The organism is Halorubrum xinjiangense, assembly GCF_049604745.1.
GTDB classification, from domain to species: Archaea; Halobacteriota; Halobacteria; order Halobacteriales; family Haloferacaceae; genus Halorubrum; species Halorubrum xinjiangense_A.
This window is the reverse complement of sequence record NZ_CP187140.1, coordinates 2,404,068-2,421,277: the sequence shown is the minus strand read 5'-3', so window position 1 is coordinate 2,421,277 and position 17,210 is coordinate 2,404,068. Positions and strand designations below refer to the sequence as shown.

17 protein-coding genes are annotated in these 17,210 nt (G+C 71.2%); 9 read left to right on the top strand and 8 right to left on the bottom strand.

Annotated elements, in window-relative coordinates:
- Positions 1-16: 16 nt before the first annotated feature.
- Positions 17-988, bottom strand: coding sequence for a transcriptional regulator (locus tag ACOZ35_RS13370; protein WP_424014037.1), 972 nt, complete (start codon positions 986-988; stop codon positions 17-19).
- A gap of 197 nt (positions 989-1,185) precedes the next feature.
- On the opposite strand from ACOZ35_RS13370, the gene ACOZ35_RS13365 reads away from it, so the two are divergent.
- Together ACOZ35_RS13365 and ACOZ35_RS13360 are read left to right on the top strand one after the other, a co-directional pair.
- Positions 1,186-2,676, top strand: a complete 1,491-nt coding sequence (locus tag ACOZ35_RS13365; protein WP_424014036.1) for a TiaS agmantine-binding domain-containing protein — start codon at positions 1,186-1,188, stop codon at positions 2,674-2,676.
- 111 nt (positions 2,677-2,787) lie between these two features.
- Positions 2,788-3,141, top strand: a complete 354-nt coding sequence (locus ACOZ35_RS13360) for a VOC family protein (RefSeq protein WP_424014035.1) — start codon at positions 2,788-2,790, stop codon at positions 3,139-3,141.
- Between the two features lie 9 nt (positions 3,142-3,150).
- Here ACOZ35_RS13360 and ACOZ35_RS13355 read toward each other — a convergent pair whose 3' ends face one another.
- Positions 3,151-3,381: a DUF7543 family protein gene (locus ACOZ35_RS13355; RefSeq protein WP_424014034.1), complete on the bottom strand. Its 231-nt coding sequence runs from the start codon at positions 3,379-3,381 to the stop codon at positions 3,151-3,153.
- Between the two features lie 88 nt (positions 3,382-3,469).
- A complete protein-coding gene (locus ACOZ35_RS13350) occupies positions 3,470-3,664 on the bottom strand; it encodes a hypothetical protein (RefSeq protein WP_424014033.1) in 195 nt (64 codons plus the stop codon).
- A 93-nt stretch (positions 3,665-3,757) separates the two neighbouring features.
- Between ACOZ35_RS13350 and ACOZ35_RS13345 the strand changes: the two genes are divergently transcribed.
- Complete coding sequence (locus ACOZ35_RS13345) at positions 3,758-4,918, top strand: M24 family metallopeptidase (RefSeq protein ID WP_424014032.1); 1,161 nt, start codon at positions 3,758-3,760, stop codon at positions 4,916-4,918.
- A gap of 358 nt (positions 4,919-5,276) precedes the next feature.
- Positions 5,277-5,579, top strand: a complete 303-nt coding sequence (locus ACOZ35_RS13340; RefSeq protein WP_424014031.1) for a DUF5789 family protein — start codon at positions 5,277-5,279, stop codon at positions 5,577-5,579.
- Between the two features lie 481 nt (positions 5,580-6,060).
- Here the strand turns inward: ACOZ35_RS13340 and ACOZ35_RS13335 are convergent, their stop codons facing one another.
- Both ACOZ35_RS13335 and ACOZ35_RS13330 read right to left on the bottom strand, forming a co-directional pair.
- Complete coding sequence (locus ACOZ35_RS13335; protein ID WP_424014030.1) at positions 6,061-7,296, bottom strand: cation:proton antiporter; 1,236 nt, start codon at positions 7,294-7,296, stop codon at positions 6,061-6,063.
- Between the two features lie 76 nt (positions 7,297-7,372).
- Entirely contained in the window at positions 7,373-7,855 is a 483-nt protein-coding gene (locus ACOZ35_RS13330; protein ID WP_424014029.1) for a cation:proton antiporter regulatory subunit, read from the bottom strand.
- A 137-nt stretch (positions 7,856-7,992) separates the two neighbouring features.
- On the opposite strand from ACOZ35_RS13330, the gene ACOZ35_RS13325 reads away from it, so the two are divergent.
- The 4 genes from ACOZ35_RS13325 (at position 7,993) to ACOZ35_RS13310 (ending at position 12,097) form a co-directional block, all read left to right on the top strand.
- On the top strand, positions 7,993-8,343 hold the full coding sequence (locus ACOZ35_RS13325; RefSeq protein WP_424014028.1) for a DUF7562 family protein: 351 nt from the start codon (positions 7,993-7,995) through the stop codon (positions 8,341-8,343).
- 36 nt (positions 8,344-8,379) lie between these two features.
- Complete coding sequence (locus ACOZ35_RS13320) at positions 8,380-9,216, top strand: hypothetical protein (protein WP_424014027.1); 837 nt, start codon at positions 8,380-8,382, stop codon at positions 9,214-9,216.
- A gap of 98 nt (positions 9,217-9,314) precedes the next feature.
- Positions 9,315-10,616: a ribonuclease catalytic domain-containing protein gene (locus ACOZ35_RS13315; protein ID WP_424014026.1), complete on the top strand. Its 1,302-nt coding sequence runs from the start codon at positions 9,315-9,317 to the stop codon at positions 10,614-10,616.
- 83 nt (positions 10,617-10,699) lie between these two features.
- Complete coding sequence (locus tag ACOZ35_RS13310) at positions 10,700-12,097, top strand: MmgE/PrpD family protein (protein ID WP_424014025.1); 1,398 nt, start codon at positions 10,700-10,702, stop codon at positions 12,095-12,097.
- Between the two features lie 37 nt (positions 12,098-12,134).
- Here ACOZ35_RS13310 and ACOZ35_RS13305 read toward each other — a convergent pair whose 3' ends face one another.
- The 3 genes from ACOZ35_RS13305 to ACOZ35_RS13295 form a co-directional block, all read right to left on the bottom strand.
- Positions 12,135-12,584, bottom strand: a complete 450-nt coding sequence (locus tag ACOZ35_RS13305; protein ID WP_424014024.1) for a universal stress protein — start codon at positions 12,582-12,584, stop codon at positions 12,135-12,137.
- A gap of 182 nt (positions 12,585-12,766) precedes the next feature.
- The gene (locus ACOZ35_RS13300; RefSeq protein WP_424016072.1) at positions 12,767-14,026 is read right to left on the bottom strand and encodes an MFS transporter; all 1,260 of its coding nucleotides are present in this window, start codon (positions 14,024-14,026) and stop codon (positions 12,767-12,769) included.
- Positions 14,027-14,168: 142 nt separating this feature from the next.
- Positions 14,169-15,362, bottom strand: a complete 1,194-nt coding sequence (locus ACOZ35_RS13295) for an MFS transporter (protein ID WP_424014023.1) — start codon at positions 15,360-15,362, stop codon at positions 14,169-14,171.
- A gap of 156 nt (positions 15,363-15,518) precedes the next feature.
- On the opposite strand from ACOZ35_RS13295, the gene ACOZ35_RS13290 reads away from it, so the two are divergent.
- The gene (locus ACOZ35_RS13290; RefSeq protein WP_424014022.1) at positions 15,519-16,721 is read left to right on the top strand and encodes an acyl-CoA dehydrogenase family protein; all 1,203 of its coding nucleotides are present in this window, start codon (positions 15,519-15,521) and stop codon (positions 16,719-16,721) included.
- The last annotated feature ends 489 nt before the right edge of the window (positions 16,722-17,210 follow it).

Below are 17,210 nucleotides of genomic sequence, written 5' to 3'. Positions count from 1 at the left end.
GACCGCGGCGGCGCGGTCAGGCCTCGGAGGGGGCGCGGGCGCGGTCGCGGATCAGCTCGCGGATCTCCTCAGGGTCGGTGACCGCGGCGAGCTCCTCGCAGGAGACGAGGGCGGTGCCGTCGACGGACTCGCGCTTCTCGTCCTCCTCGGTGAAGTACACCGAGCGGGTCTGGGCCACCTCGCCGATGGAGGACATGATCCGGGCGCGCTTCTCGGCCGCGGCGGTGAACGCCGAGTGGCCGGTGAGCACGCGCGTCGCCGGGCTGTCCTCGTCCTCCGAGACGGCCTTGAACGGGGCGCGGGCGGTCGGGTGGACGGTGAAGCCGGCGCTCGTGAGCACGTGGAGGACGTGCTCGTCGTCGGGGTCCGCCTCGGGTGCCGAGGGCGTCGGCTCGGAGTCGCGGACCTCGTCCGCGCCGTCGAGGACGTCGACCGGGCTGGAGAACGGCTGGTCGAACAGCTCCTCCAGCTGGATCGCCACCTCGATGGAGGCGTTCATCCCGTCCTCGTACTTCGAGACGGTGCGGCGGGAGACGCCCAGCTCGGTCGCGAGGCGGCCGAGCGACCAGCCGCGCTCCTCGCGCTCGTCGGCGAGCAGGTCGCCGTCGAGGCTGACGTACAGGCCGCCGGGGGCCGCGTAGATGAGCGGGGGCATCCCCTCGACGAACAGATCGTACGCGGTGTCAGGGTTGATCACCGGGACGCCGTGTCGGAAGTAGACGACGCCGGGCTTCAGCTCCTCGTCGCGGGTGCGGATCCCGATAACCATCGGCGTCCCCCTGAGGTACTCGCCGAGCCGGCGCATCTCCGCGCCGGTCTCCGCGTCGAGGGCGTCGACGTTGCCGAGGATCTTTAAGAGGAGGAGGTCCTCGTCGCGGCGGGCCGCCACGTCGAAGCTCTTGGGCCGGACCGCACACCGGTCGCTGACGAGGAACCCTGCGTCCTCCAGCATCGCGGTGACGTTCCCGATGAGCGCAGTCCGGGACATAGCCGAAACAAGCGGCTCGGCGTATATATGCGTTGTGTCGTCGCGCTCCCGACGAAACTGCCGCCCGCCTGCGATTTTCCGCGTTCGGCACGGGAAACGGTTAAATACTCGACCGACGCTGCGAGCGGGTCGACCGACCGGAGAGCGACCGGACCGCCCTCGAAAGGGGCTTGACGCGCCGCCACGAACCGCGTCGCATGCCGATCGTCGCCGTCGACGACACCGACTCCCGCGAGCGCGGGATGTGCACGACGTACGTGGCGACGCGGATCGCGGAGCGGCTCGCGGACGAGGGCGCCCAAGTCCGCCGACGGCTGCTCGTCCGCCTGAATCCGGCCGTGAAACACAAGACGCGGGGGAACGCCGCGGTTGCGCTCCACGTCTCCGGCGTCGACGCCGAGCGGGCCGCGACCGTCGCCGTCGAGACGGTCGAGACGTTCGCCGTGGCCGCCGATCCCCGGACCTCCCCCGGCGTCGTCGTTGCCGACCGCGACGTCGACGGCGACCCTTTCGATCCGACGGTATCGCCGATTCCCGACGAGGTCGCCGGGTTCGCCCGCCGCGCGCTCCGCGAGCGGCTCTCCGTCGCTGAGGCGGTCGAGTTGGCCGAGGAACACGGATTCCGACACGCCGCGGTCGGCTCGGCCGGCGGAGCGGGCGGGGCGAACGGAGCGGACGGAGCGGGCGGGGCGAACGGAGCGGGCGGGGCGGACGGAGCGGGCGGGGCGAACGGAGCGGACGGAGCGGATAGAGCAGACGAGGCCGACGCCGTCGCGGGCCGGGGCCGAATCGGCGCGCTCGCGGCGGTCGGCGCGCCGGCCGCGTTCGACGACTGGACCTTCGAGCGGATCTCCTACCGCAAGCTCGACCGCTGCGGGACGCCCCGCGAGGTCGACGTCGAGAGCGTCTTCGCCGCCGCGGAAGCGGGGTACCCGACCGTCTGGGACACCGTCGACCGCGAGACGGGCGCGGCCGTCTGTGTCCCGAACGCCCCCGGCCCGATCCTCCACGGGATCCGGGGCGACGACCCGGCGGCGTGCCGAGACGTCGCAGCCGCGATCGACGCCGAGACGGTCGACCGCGCGGCGACGTTCCTGACGAATCAGGGAACCGACGCCCACCTCGCGCCCGGGCGGATCGGCGACCTCCGCGACGGCGCCGGCTACCGGGTCGCGGGCGTGGTCGCGGGTGCGCCGGAGACGAAACAGGGGGGACACGTCCACGTCGACGTCGCGAGCGACCGCGACGCGATCGATTCGGACGACGCGGTCGATCCCGGTGACACCCTCCGCGCCGTCGCGTTCGCGCCAACCGGACGGTTCCGAGACCACGTCCGGGCGCTCCGGCCGGGCGACCGCGTCACGCTCTGCGGCGAACACGAGGTGCGGGACGACGCGGACGGTCCCGAGAGCACCCTGAAACTGGAGAAGTTCGCCATCCGCGACCTCGTCCGGACCACGCCCGCGGTGCCGACCTGCCCGGACTGCGGTCGCTCGATGTCGTCGGCGGGGAAGGATCAAGGATACCGGTGTCGCGACTGCGGGACGAGCGCGCCGGGGAAGGTCGCGGAGCCGATCGAGCGCGACCTCGACACGGGGTGGTACGAGGTGCCGCCGAGCGCCCGTCGCCACGTCGCGAAACCCCTCGTCCGCGGCGGGTTCGACGCGCCGACCCATCCGGAGCGGTAAACGCCCGCCCGGAGCGGTGACGCGGGCCCGCCCGGAGCGATGAGATCCGCCCGGAGCGGTGACGCGGATCCGCCCGGAGCGATGAAGTGTTCCGGGCGCGAGCGGACGGACGTGACCGGAATCGTCTTCCATGCGACGGAGCAGCGCGACGCGGTCGTCGAGTTCTACCGCGAGCGACTGAACGCGACCGTGCGCCTCGAACAGCCGGACTGTACGATCCTGGAGTTCGACGGGTTCCTGTTCGGGTTCTGCGAGCGCGACGCGGCCGACGACTGCGGCATCCTGACGTTCGTCTACCCGGATCGTGAGGGGGTCGACGCCGCCGCCGATCGACTGGGCGACGCGATCGTAACGGAGCCGCAAGAGAACGAGACGTACGACATCTACCAGTCCTTCGCGAAAGACCCTGAGGGCCGGACCGTCGAGTGTCAGGTCTTCCTCGACGACGGCGTCGACATCGAATAGCCGTACGCGCTACTCGTCCAGCTCGCGTTCTTCGCGCCACTCGGCGGCCCGCGCTTCGGCGGCCTCGCGGTCGTCGAATCGCACGCGTTCGTAGGCCGACTCGTCGGCCGCCTGCTCCATCACGTCGAGGCGGACGACGAAGCCGCCCGCCGCGCGCTCGCGGAGCCTGACGGTCGCGTACCCGTCCGATCGCTCCCACTCGGTGATCGTGCCGTCGTCGCGCTCCAGCGACCAGCTCATACCCGAGCGGACGCGCCCCGCGGCTAAAGCGGTGCGGTTCCGCGGCGGCGGCGCGGCGCCGAGTTCGGTGAGGCGAGTCGCGGCCGAGTCAGTCGTCCGCGCTCGGTGACCCCTCAGTGCCCGGCGACCACTCGAAGCTCGTCGACCGCTCCGGGTCCGGCGTGGCGGCGTAGCCGCACACCGGACAGACGACGTAGCCGAGCGAGTCGTACGGCACCGACGTCGAGGGGGCGCTCACGTCGCACTCCGGGCAGTCGAACGTCGCGGCGTTCTCGGTTGACATGCTACCACATAGCGACCAGTCACCCGTAGTTATGCGCCGATTGCGGCCCGGTCAACGCCACCCTACTTATATACCGCGTCCGAACCCCGGCGCGTGACCGACGACGCACACGCGGATGGGTCGGGGCGAGAGCGACCGACCGGACCGCACGAGCGACGACGCGAGCGGGCCGTGCGACGGCTCGACGAGGGCGACGCGGCAGGGCTGGTCGCGTTCCCGAGCCGCAACCTCCAGTACCTCACCGGCTTCGCCGAGGAGCCCGGCGAGCGCCACTTCTTCCTCGTCGTGCCGGCGGCGAGCGCGCCCGACTCGGAGCCGGCGCTGCTCGTGCCGGCGCTGTACGAGACGCAGGTCCGAGAGGCGACCGGCGTCACAGAGATTCGGACGTGGAGCGACGGCGACGACCCGGTCGCGGCGACCCGCGAACTGCTCGCGGACCGGGGGCTCGACGCGGGGCGGCTCCTCGTCGACGACACGATGTGGGCGCGGTTCACGCAGGACCTCTGCGCGGCGGCGCCCGAGGCGACGTGGGGGCTCGCGAGCGAGGCGCTTGCCGGCCTCCGGGTCCGGAAGGACGAGGCCGAGCTGGCGGCGCTCCGCGAGGCGGCCGGGGTGGCAGACGCCGTCGTCGACGACCTCCGTGAGCTGGGCGCGGACGCGGTCGGCATGACCGAGGCGGCCCTCGCCGACTGGATCGCCGAGCGGCTGGCCGACCGCGGGGGCCGCGGCGTGAGCTTCGAGACGGTCGTCGCGGCGGGCGAGAACGGCGCGAAGCCCCACCACGGCCACGCTAACCGTGAGATCCGCGGGGGCGAGCCGGTCGTCCTCGACTTCGGGACGCGCGTCGACGGCTACCCCTCCGACCAGACGCGGACGCTCGTCTTCGGCGGCGAGCCGAGCGAGGCGTACGCCGAGGTCCACGAGGTCGTGCGGGAGGCGCAGGCGGCCGGCGCCGAGGCGGTCGAACCGGGCGTCCCAGCGTCCGCCGTCGACCGCGCCGCGCGCGAGGTCATCGAGGCGGCGGGGTACGGCGACGCGTTCGTCCACCGGACCGGCCACGGCGTCGGCTTGGAGGTCCACGAGGAGCCGTACCTCGTCGCGGGCAACGACCGCGAGCTGGAGCCGGGGATGGTCTGCTCCGTCGAGCCCGGAATCTACCTCGACGGGCGCTTCGGCTGTCGGATCGAGGACCTCGTGGTCGTCACCGAGGACGGCTGCGAGCGGCTGAACCGGACGGACCGCGGCTGGGCGTGACGTGCCGCGGCCCGACGTGCCGTGGCCGGGCGTGACGACCGCGGCGGACGACCGACGCGACGGCCGACGAGCGCGGGGCTCGTCGATGAACGCGCCGCTCGTCGCCGGAGTCTTGAGACCGGAAAACGCGGAGACCGGCGTGCCGACGCGCGACACGCGTGAACGGGAGTCGTGTGCCTGCCCCCAACCGGAAATTACCGCCGGATAATATAACAGTATTACCGAATTATTTCGGGTGTATTCTCCGAGTCGGACCGGGCCGACGGTCGGCCTCGCGGGTGCGGTCTCGCAGGCGCGGCCCCGCGAACCCCCGAACGGCATCGAAACCATTAGTGTCGCCCGAGCGGAACCGCGGGGCATGAGCGACACCGATGCGGACGAGGGAGACGAGGAGGCGGAAGCCGAGCCGGCCGTCGAACTCGGCGACGGGCCGGACGTGGCCGGCGAGCCGGTCGCCCGCGTCGCGTCGCGGCTCACCTGGCCCGCGACGCGCAGCGACGTCCGCGAACAGGAGGGCGATGCCGAACTCCGGACGCCCGACGGCCCCCGCACGCTCGACGACGTGCTCGCAGAGAGCGAGGTCCCCCTCTTCGAGAGCCGGAGCGACTTCGTCCAGGAAGTCGAAGCGGTCGTCGGCCGCGGCCCGGTCGCGACGGAATAGGCGCCGAGCGCGACAGTTTTACTTATAAACAGCCACCGAGACGACGAGAGACATATAAATCGGCGGTGGCGCGTGCCTGCGAGCGGCCGCCATCGGCGGCCGCGAGTCAGCACGCGCGAGGGAGTCGCGAACGTAGTGAGCGACGAGGCTGGGGAGGTGTGAGGCTGCGGTGCGGTGCTGTGCGGGGCGGGACTCAAAGGGGCAGCCGCGAGGACGGCGCAGACGACGTAAGCACCGTAGTGAGTGAGCGGAGCGAACGAGCGAGGAGCGCAGCGAGTGTGCGCCGTCCTCGCGGCTGGGGCTTTGGAGTGGTTCGTCGTCGATCTGTGGACTACCACTTATAAACGAGCGGCTGGGGCTTTGGAGTGGTTCGTCGCCGATCCGCCATCAACTATTTATAAGCGAGCAACCGGATCTTGGCGGTGCTCGCCCCCGACCCGCTGACATCTACTTATATATAAACGACCGCTGCGACGAACGCCTACCCACTCGCCCCGCTGCCGTCCGCGCCACCACGATCCAGCCACGAGGTCGCGATCGACTCGAACGGCGCGGAGTAGCTCATCAGCGTCGTCCCCAGCACCGCCATCACGAGGACGTAGCCGACCGCGAACGCGTTGATCGTCCCCGCCAGCGCCGGGTCGAACGTGCCGGCGTTCGCGCCGGTGACCGCGACCGTCGCGATGATCAGCGAGAACTCGCCGCGGGTGGTCATCCCGAGGCCGACCCGCGTCGACCGGCGGACGTCGAGGTCGAACGCGCGCCCGGCGAGGTAACCGGTGACGACCTTCGTCGGCGTGGTGACGACGACGGCGAGCGCGACGAGCGCGGCGACGTCCGCGAACAGCGCGGGGTCCGTCACGAGCCCGATCCAGAAGAAGAACACCGCGGCGAACAGATCCCGGACCGGCTCCAGAATTGTCTCGATCGTGTGCGCCTGCTCGGTCGGGGCGAACGCCATCCCGACGAAGAACGCGGCGACCGCCTCGCTGACGCCGAGCGCGAGCGCCGCGCCGGCGACGAACACGACCGTCGCCACCGAGCGCAGCGCCACGAACTCCCGGTTGTCCGTCGCGACGAGCCGGTCGAAGAGCGGCGTGCCGAACCGGACGACCGCGAACAGCCCGGCGATGAACGCAAGCGCTACCCCCACGTCGACCGCGGCCGCGGCGACGTCGCCGCTCCCGAGGACCAAGGCGGACGCGACCGAGAGGTACACCGCGATGAACAAGTCCTCGTACACCAGCGTGCCGAGCATCGGCTCCGCCTCGTCGTTGGCGATCCAGCCGAGGTCGATGAGCGACTTCGTGATCACCGCCGACGAGGAGATGTAGACGATCCCCGCGACGAGGAACGCCGGGAGGAACGCGCCGAAGACGAGCCAGCCGAGGACGAGCCCGACCCCGAAGTTCGCGAGGTCGATCGTCCCCGCCGTCCCGATCGGCCCCCGCCGAGCGAGCAGCCGGTCGAGGTTGAACTCCAATCCGAGGAAGAAGAGGAGGAAGACGATCCCCAGCTCCGCGCCGAGCGAGATGAACTCCGTCTCGGGGACGTAGGCCGTCCCGATCACCGGGAGCGCGAACCGGCCGAGGACGAACTCCCCGAGCAGCATCCCGACGAGGATGTACGCGGGGATCACGGACTGCCCGAGGCGGTTCGCGACCGCGCCGGCGACCGCGACCGCGACGAACATGACGCCGACGTCGAGCAGCGCCACTACCGACCACCGCCGGGACGGCCGACCGTACCGCCGCGCCTCGACGCGCCGAACCCCGCGGCGCCGTGCCGACAGCTCATCCGGTGAGGATCTCCTCGAACGCCGCGCAGTTCTCGGGCGTGCCGACCCCGATGAGGGTGTCGCCCTCGCGGAGGGTGGTCTCGGCGCCCGGACTGTCGAGCACCTCGTCGCCGCGCTGGATGGCGACGACCGCGAGCCCGGTGCGGTTGCCGATGTCGGCGCTCTCCAGCGTCTCGCCGACGAGCGGCGACCCGGGCGGGAGCTCGTACCACTCCAGGAGGATCCCGCCCGGCAGCGTCGTCTCCTGCGTCTCCGGTTCCACCGGCTGGAAGTACGCTCCCTCGATGATCGACCCGATCGTCCGCGCGAGGTCGTCGGAGAACTCGAACGCCTTCTCGGAGTCGGCGTCGGGGTCGCGCCGCCGGAACACCTCGCGTTTCCCGGTGTTGTGGATGACGACGATCATCTCCTCGTCGCCGCCCAGTTCGATCTCGAACTTCTTGCCGACCCCCGGGAGGTCGGACTCGGTGATCGTCATACGGGCACCAGCGCGCCCACCGTAATATGTCTGTACGTCGTCCGCGGACGGCGCGTCCCGGGTCGGCGTGAAACCCCGTCCGACGGGCGTCAGCCACCGCACCAAACGCTAAGTGGAGCGGGACCGAGGGGATCCGTATGTGGCGCTCCCGGGGGAGTCGGGACCGGCGGACGGTCGTGTGCATCGCGTGCGGGGACTCGGTGTTGCGGGAGGACGCCCGCGAGTACGACAAGGAGGGCGACCGCTGGAACCGGCGCGACAAGGAGTTCGAGTACCTCTGTGCCGACTGTGACGACGAGATCTCCCACCAGCCCCGCGACGGCCTCGAGTCGCTGATCCTCTCGATCGAGTCGGACGGCCTCACCACCGAGGAGTTCCTCGACCGCTACGCCGACGCGGTCGCCGACGACGCCGACGACCGAACCGACGAGGGCGGCGCGGGGAGCCGCTCGGACCGCACGCGCTCCGACCGCGACCGCGACCGATAATCCTACCCGGCGCGGCTCGGTACCGCGACCGTACGCATGCGCGCCCTCCACGTCACAGCCGCAGCTTCGAACCCCCTTTCAATCGCAATCGACGCCGCCGACCCAGTGCCGACCGCAATCGGCGTCGCCGCGCTGGCACTCGGGGTCGTCTTCCTCGCGCGCGGCGCGAGCGGCACCGTCGACGCGGTCCGAGTCCTCCGAACGACGGCGACGAGTCCGGCCGGACTCGACGGCGCTGAGCGGCAGATACGGGTCACGGGCCGCGCCGCCGCGGTCGACGAAGAAGAGACGCTCCCCGCGCCGTTCGGCGGCGACCCGGCCCTCTGCGTCGAGTACGACGTCTCCGAGCTCCGCAGCCAGGGGAAAGGGCAGTCGTGGGTCACGATCGACGGTGGCGAGGCTGGCGTCCCGTTTCGCGTCGACGACGGCGGGACCGGCGTCCGGGTCGACCCCGCGGCGGCGACCTTCTCGCTCGACGTCGACGAGAAGATCAAGCTCGACGCCGGCGAGGAGCCGCCCGAACGCGTCCGGGGATTCATCGACGCGGTCGACGAGGTCGACGACACGGAGACGGGGTACGAGGTCGGGCCGCTCACGATCGGCGACGACCCGCGGCGCCGGTACGTCCAGCGGACCCTCCGCCCGGGCGACGAGGTGACGGTCGTCGGCGACAGCGAGGCGTTCCCGGACGCGCCGGTCGGCGAGGTGAAATCCCGGATCGCGGACGGCTCGCCGTTCGTCGTCTCGGACGCGAGCGCGCGCTCGACCGCGCTCCGACTGGTCGGCGGGTCGGCGATCCCGATCCTCCTCGGCGCGGCCGCGCTCGGCATCGCGGCCCTGCTGCTGTCGCCGATCGTCACGACGCTCGTCTAAGCGCGGAGCGCTCGGACGGGATGACGCGCTCGACGCGCGGCCGAGCGCTCGTCTCCCCGCCCGACAGGCCTTTCTAACGGACCCGCGTTGGTGGAGGTATGTCAGACGACGAGCCGAAGCAAGGGTCCGCCGAGGACCAGGGCCCCGTGACGATCACGCCGGCGCTCGCGGACCGACTCGCCGAGAAGCGCGAGGAGTTGTTCGAGGAGTTCGAGATCCGCGACGAGTTCCCGAGCGAGGTCCTCCGCGAGGCGGAGGCCCGGACCGAGGGCGTCTACGAGGAGATCGAAGACGAGATCGACGAGCGCGAGGACCTCCGCGATCTCACCACGTGGACCACCGACCCGGTCGACGCGCAGGACTTCGACGACGCCATCTCGATCAAGCGCGAGGAGGGCGCCTACCGGCTGTGGGTCCACATCGCCGACGTCACCCACTACGTCACCCCGGACACCGCGATGTGGGAGGAGGCGGTCGAGCGCGCCAACACCGTCTACCTGCCCGACTACACGATCCACATGCTCCCGCCGGTGCTGGCCGAGACCGTCTGCTCGCTCGTCCCGAACGAGGACCGCCTCGCACACACCGTCGAGATGGAGATCGACGACGAGACCCTCTCCTTCGAGGACATCGACATCTACAAGTCCGTCATCAACTCCGACGAGCGGCTCACCTACTCCGAGTGCGAAGAGCGGCTCGACGATCCCGACATGCCGCTCGGCGAGGAGAACGCGCTCGCCTTCGAGCTCGCCGACCGCATGCACGAGCAGCGCAAGGCTGACGGCTCGCTCGTTCTCAACCCGCGGCGCGACCGCGCGCACACCATCATCGAGGAGTCGATGCTGAAGGCGAACAAGGCGGTGACGCACACGCTGATGTGGGACCGCGGCGTCGAGGCGATGTACCGCGTCCACCCGCAGCCGACCCCCGACCAGTGGAACGAGGCCTTAAAAGAAATTCAGGAGCTCGACGGCGTCTCGATCCCCGGCGACGCGTGGGGCGACGATCCCCGAAAAGCCGTCAACGCCGCCCTCGAAGAGTCCCCCGAGCGCCAGCTCAACAAGATCCAGCGCGCCGTGCTGAAGGTGATGCCCCGGGCGAAGTATATGAACGACCCGTTCGGCGGCCACCACGCGCTCAACTTCGACATCTACGGCCACTTCACCTCGCCCATCCGCCGCCTGTCGGACACGATCAACCACTGGATCGTCCACGAGAACGACGTGCCGGAGACCCTCCTCGAACTCTGCGACCACGCCAGCGACAAGCAGAAGGACGGCGAGACCGCGGAGCGCCTTTATAAGCAGTTCCTCCAGGAGCAGGGGCTCGACCCGTACGCGGTCAACAACCGCGGCGTCGAGGTCGTCGAGGACCCCGAAGAGGCGAAACACACCGCCTGACGGCCGTCGGCGCTCGGTCGACTTCAACGGCCGACGCCTGCCGCGGAGCGAACCTTGATTGCCGGCGGCGACGAGCCGCCGACATGGTAACTGACCGCATCGTTGACCACTGCGTGTCGGTCGACGCCGACCGACCGGACCTCCCGGCGCACCTCCTCGACTGGTTCGCGGTCGCGATCGGCGGCGCGACCCACGCCGACTCCACGCCGGCGATCCTGGAGGGCGTCCGGCAAATTGCGGGCCCGACGCCCGATCCCGACACCGACCAGACCGCGACGCTCCTGCCGAGCGGCGAGCGGCTGACCCCCGCGGACGCCGCGCTCGCGAACGGGGCGCTCGCGCACAGCCTCGACTTCGACGACACCCACCTCGCCTCCTCGCTCCACCCGGGCGCCCCCGTGATCGCGGCCGCGCTCGCCGCCGCGGAGGGTGAGGCGACGGGGGGCGAGGAGATACCCGCCGAACTGTTCCGCGCGGGCGTCGCGGCCGGCTACGACGTCGCCTGCACGGTCGGCGAGGCGGTCGGGCCGGACGCCCACTACGACCGCGGCTTCCACGTCACCGCGACCTGCGGGACCTTCGGGGCCGTCGCGGCCGCGGGCGTGGTCCGCGGCCTCGACGCCGACGAGCTCCGGAACGCCTTCGGGATCGCCGGGAGTCAGGCGGCCGGCTCGCTTCAGTTCCTCGCGAACGGCGCGTGGAACAAGCGGCTCCACCCCGGGCTCGCCGCGCGCCGCGGGATCGAGGCAACCGACCTCGCCGCCGCCGGGTTCGTCGGCGCAGAAGAGCCCCTCGACGGCGAGCACGGCTTCTTCACCGCCTACTCCGACGAGCCGAATCCCGCGGCCGTCGACCGGATCGGCGAGCGCGACGCGATCGCGGAGACGGGCCGCAAGCCGTACCCCTGCTGTCGCTACCTCCACGCCGCGATCGACGCGCTCCGCGAGATCGCCCCCGAGGTCGACCCCGACGCGGTGGAGGCGATCGAGGTCGCGATCCCGAGCGCCGGCGTCCGGCTCACGGGCGACCCGATCGACGCGAAGCGGCGGCCCGACGGGTTCGTCGACTGCCAGTTCTCCGCGCCGTTCGCGGCCGCGCTGACGCTCACCGAGAGGACCGCCGACGCCGAGGCGTTCCTGCGCGCCGTCGGCCGGCTCGACGAGCCCCCGCGGTGGGACGACCCCGAGATCCGCCGGCTGATGGACGCGACGAGCGTCGGGACGGACCCGGCGATCGAAGCGCGGTTCCCCGAGGAGTGGGGCGCTCGCGTGACCGTGACCGCCGGCGGCGAGACGCGCGAGGCGTCGGTGAGCGTGCCCCTCGGCGAGCCGGAGAAGCCGATGTCGGCCGCGGAGACGGGAGAAAAGGCGGCCGGGCTGCTCGCTGGCAGCGGCGTCGACGCCGACCGCCTCGCGAGCGTTGTCGAGTCGCTCGACGGGCGGTCCGTGGCGGAGCTCGTCGACGCGGCGACCGCGGAGTAAGGGAGCGCAGTGACGGAGCGGAGACGGGGCGAGCCGCTCAGTTGTCGGACGGCTTCCCGACGATGACCGGGCGGTCCGCGTTGAGGATGATCGACTGGCTGACGCTGCCGAACAGCGCCTTGCCGACCGGCGAGCGCTTGCGCATCCCGAGCACGATTGAGTCAACGTCGCGGTCGGCCGCGACCGCGAGGATCGCGTCCGAAGCGTCGCCGACGTGGAGCTCGCGGTCGTGGGCGATCCCGAGCTCGTCGAGCCGCGCCTCGACGGCCTCCAGCGAGTCGGGGATCCCGCGGAGGTCCTCGATGGACTCGTTGATGTCGTCGATGACGGACGAGCCCGCCTCGTCGGCGGGCGCGTCGACGGACTCGTACACGTGCAACAGCGTGACCTCGATCTCGGCCGCGTCGGCCGGGAGCGATTCGAGGATGTCGACCTGCGAGAGCGCGCGGTCCGTCTCGATGTCGACCGGCATCAGGACGTGGTACATGCGACGGAGTTGAACGGCGCCCCTCTTAAATACCCCCGCCGGATCCGAGCGCCCGCGAACGCCGCGCAGTCTGCGGGTCGAGCGCGGTTCGGTCGCGTGGCGGAGCCGCCCGCTCCTCGGTCGCTTCGCGGGGGCGGCGGGCCGGGCTCAGCGGCGTCGCGTCCCGCGGCCGGCGGGCCGGCTCAGTCCCGTCGCGTCGCGAACCGCGCGACCGCGGTCGCCGACAGCGCGCCGAGCGCCGCGATGACCGCCAGGACGACGAACAGCTCCCGGGGGCCGGCGCGGGTGAGGACCGTCCCGGCCAGCGTGGAGCCGAGCGCGCCGATCCCGAAGATCCCGACGTACGTGTAGCCAAAGGAGAGGCCGCGCGCCTCGCTCGGCGAGTAGGCCGCGACCGTCGCCTGCGAGAGCGGCTGGACCGTGAACAGCGCGACGCCGAGCGCGAGCGACACCGCGACGAAGGTGGCGACCGCGCCCGTCGCGGGGATGAAGAGGAGCGCGAGCGCCGACAGGACGCCCATCACCGCGATCAGGCCCCGCTCCGGCGGCACGCGGTCGGCGATCCGGCCGCCGAGGTACTGGCCGAACACGCCGACCGTGAGGACCGCGACGTACAGGTACCGGCCCACGTCGAACTGGTCGGCGTACGGGCTCGACGGGTCGACGAGCTGGACGTCGACGAGGCCGCCGAGCACGTCGCCGAGGAGGTCCGGGAGGAACGTGAGGAACGTCCGGTAGTAGAGCCCGCTGAACGTGACGAACGCGAACACGATGAGGAAGCCGCCGGCGATCAGGAGCCGCGTGTCCGCCGCGATCGACGACAGCGAGACCTCGCCTTTCGTGCCGCCGGACGGGCCTCCGTCGTCCGAAGTTCCGGCTTCGTCCGGGCCGGCTTCGTCGACGTCGACGGTGACCCCGTACGCGGCGACGACGACCGCGGGGAGCGCGAGCACCGCCGTCACCAGCCGCCAGTCGAACGCCAAGAGCAGCAGCGCGGTCGCCAGCGGCCCGAGCGCGATTCCGAGGTTGCCGCCGATCCCGTGATAGCCGAGCGCGGTCCCGCGCTGGTCGACCGACTTCGAGAGCAGCGACAGCCCCGCGGGGTGGTAGACGCTGGCGGTGAGCCCCCATATCGCGATCGCCGCGGCGAGGACGGGCAGCGTCGGCGCGAGGCTCACGAGGAGGAACGACCCGCCCATTCCCGCGAGGCAGGCGAAGATGAGCGGCTTCGACCCGAAGCGGTCGACCAGGATCCCGCCCGGCAGCGCGCCGACGCCGAACAGCCCGTAGCCGAGCGTGACGACGACGCCGAGCGCGGCCGCGGTCGTCGAGAACTCCCCGACCCACACCGTCAGCAGGATCGGGATCGACAGCTCGTAGGTGTGGACGAGCCCGTGTGACCCCGCAGTGAATTTCACTATCCGGCGCTCGGCGGCGTCCATGTGCGTCGACGGTTCGGCTGGTCCGCCCATAACCTCGGGGATAGCCGCCGGGGTTGCCGAGAATCGGGGGCGGCGACTCGGGCCGTCGCTCAGAGGCGGCGCCGCGCCGACCGGCGTCGCGACCGCGGAAGCGCAGCGCCCGCTACTCCGCCATCGCCGTCTCGCCGACCGGCGGCTCGGCGCGGATGACGGCGACGACGAGGACGGCGGCGACGACGCAGATCCCCGCGAGCAGCGTCCAGCTCGCGCGATAGGTCGCCGTGTCCGCGAGGTAGCCGAACGCGGGCGGGGCGAACAGCGCCCCGGAGGTCAAGGCGACCTGACAGCCGGCGGTCGCGCTCCCCATCTGGTCGGCCGGGACGAGCGTCGCCATCACGGAGTAGTAGACGCCCGTAAATCCGAGGACGAAGAAGCCGAGCGCGGCGAACGCGACCGCGGCGGTCGCCGCCGTCGAGGTCCGCGCGACCACGAGGAACAGCCCCGCGCTCGCGACCGTCTGGACGAGGAGGATGGCGCCGATCCGGGTCTGGGGGTCGCCGGGGAGGTGGTCGGAGAGCCACCCGCCGAGGAGCCGCCCGCCGCTGCCGAACAGCTGGACGATCGCCAGCACGGTGCCGGCGAACGCGACCGACGCGCCGACGGACTCCTCGACGTAGAGGACGGTGTAGCCGGTCGTTGTGAAAAGCGCCGCGCCGAGGAACAGCCCGGCGACGACGAGCAGGACGTACGGGCGATTGCCCGCCAGCCCGCGGAGGTCCGGCCGGCTCGTCGACCCGCCGCCCGCGCCGCGGTAGAGGACGCCGAAGGCGACCGCGACGACGAAGCCGAGCCCCGCGGCGATCAGGAAGCCGGCCTGCCAGAAGAGGTAGCCAGCGAGCCCGGTGACGAGCAGGGCGCTGATCCCGCTGCCGCCGGTGACGCCGACCTGTTTGATCCCCATTGCGGTGTTCTGTCGGCCGGGGGGGATGCTGTCGTACACCGCCTTGTTCGTCCCCGGCATGGCGGTGCTGTACACCGAGCCGAGCAGGAAGACGGCGACGAGGAGAAGCGCGTAGGAGGGGGCACCGGCAACCAGCACCATCCCCGCGGCGAGGCCCACGAGGCCGAGCGAAAGCGTCTTTCGCTCGCCGACGCGGTCCGTTATCGCCCCCACCGGCAGCAGGAACAGCGCGTAGCCGAGGGTGAGCGTCGTGACGACGAGCCCGACCTGAAACCGGGAGAGCCCGAACTCGTCGCGGAAGAACGTCGTCGCGGCGAAGACGGTGTAGTAACAGATGCTGGCGGACACCTGCCACAACGTCACCAGCGAGACGGTGCGCCAGTAGGAGCGGTCCATTCACCAGCAGCCACCACGTCCCCGTTCATAAGCGGTGCCGTCGCGGCAACCGGGCCGGTGCCGTCCCGGCAATCCGACGCCGTGTCGACCGCCGATTCAGCCGGCGCGAACTGCCCGGTCACGAATCCTTATGGGCCGCGACCGGGAGGGAAAACCATGACACAGGACTGGCGTGACTCCGTCGAGCTCACCCAACAGCAGTCGCTCGTGCGGCGCAGCATCCGCGATCTGTGCGCGGACTTCGGCGACGAGTACTGGCGCGAGCGCGACCGGACCGCGACGTATCCGACCGAGTTCGTCGACGCGCTCGCCGACGACGGCTGGCTCGGCATGCTCGTGCCCGAGGAGTACGGCGGCGTGGGGATGTCGACGAGCGAGGCCGTGGTGATGATGGAGGAGATCGCCGCGAGCGGCGGCGGGTTCGCCGGGCCCCAGTCGATCCACGGCGGCATCTACAACTCCGTCCCGATCGTGAAGTACGCCGACGAGGAATTGAAAGAAGACCTCCTGCCGCGCGTCGCCGACGGCGACGCCCGGATCCAAGCGTTCGGCCTCACCGAGCCGAACGCCGGGTCGGACTCGACGGCGATGGAGACGTCGGCGGAGCGCGACGGCGACGAGTACGTGGTTAACGGCGAGAAGGTGTGGATCTCCCGCGTCGAGGACAGCGACTACCTCGTGTTGATGGCGCGGACGACCCCCCGCGAGGAGGTCGAGAAGCGCACCCGCGGCATCTCGATGATCCTCGTCGACCTCGAGGACGCCTACGGTAACGGCCTCGAGATCGAGCGGATCCCGAAGAGCGCCAGCCGCGCGGTCCACTCCTACCAGCTGTACTTCGACGATCTGCGCGTCCCCGCGCGCAACCTGATCGGCGAGGAGGGGCGCGGCTTCTACCAAGTCCTCGACGGGCTCAACGAGGAGCGGCTCGTGATCGCCGCCGAGTGTCTCGGGCTCGGCGAGGTCGCCCTCGAACGCGGCATCGAGTACGCGAACGAGCGCGAGGTGTTCGGCGGCCCCATCGGCGCCAATCAGGCGGTCCAACACCCGCTCGCGGAGGCGTACGCCGACCTGCTCGCGGCCAAGAAGGTGATCTACAGCGCCGCGGACCGCCTCGACGACTTCGAGCGCACCGAGGCGGGCGCGGAGGCGAACGTCGCGAAGTACCTCGCCGCCGAGGCCGCGTTCGAAGCGGCCGACGCCGCGGTCCAGACCCACGGCGGCTTCGGCGTCGCCCGCGAGTACGACGTGGAGCGCTACTTCCGTGAGGCCCGCCTGACGCGGCTCGTCCCCGTCACCCAGCAGCTCGCCCTGAACTACCTCGGCGAGCGCGTTCTCGACCTCCCGCGGTCGTACTGACCGAGCCCAAGGCGAGCCCCGGAGGCGACCGATGTCGGTGACGTGCGGTTTTTAAATGGTAGCCGGTGGAGAGCGACGGTGGCTTATAAATAAACGAGGCGGTGGCGCGTGCCGACGAGCGCCCGCAGGGCGCGAGTCGCACGCGCGAGGGAGTCGGGCGCGACGAGGGCGACCGAAGGGAGCCCGAAGACGCGCCCGACGAGGCTGGGGAGGCGTGAGGTGCGGTCGCGGTGCGGGGCGGGGCGGGACTCAAAGGGGCAGCCGCGAGGCGGGCGCAGACGACGCAAGCACCGCAGGGAGTGAGCGAAGCGAACGACCGAGGAGCGCAGCGAGTGTGCGCCCGCCTCGCGGCTGGGGCTTTGGAGGCGTTCGTCGCGGAGTCACCGGCAACGAGTTATAAATAAGCGGCTTGGGCTTTGGAGGTATTCTCCACCGATCTACTGTCAGCCATTTATAAATGAGCGACTGGAGAGAGGGAGTGAACGAAGT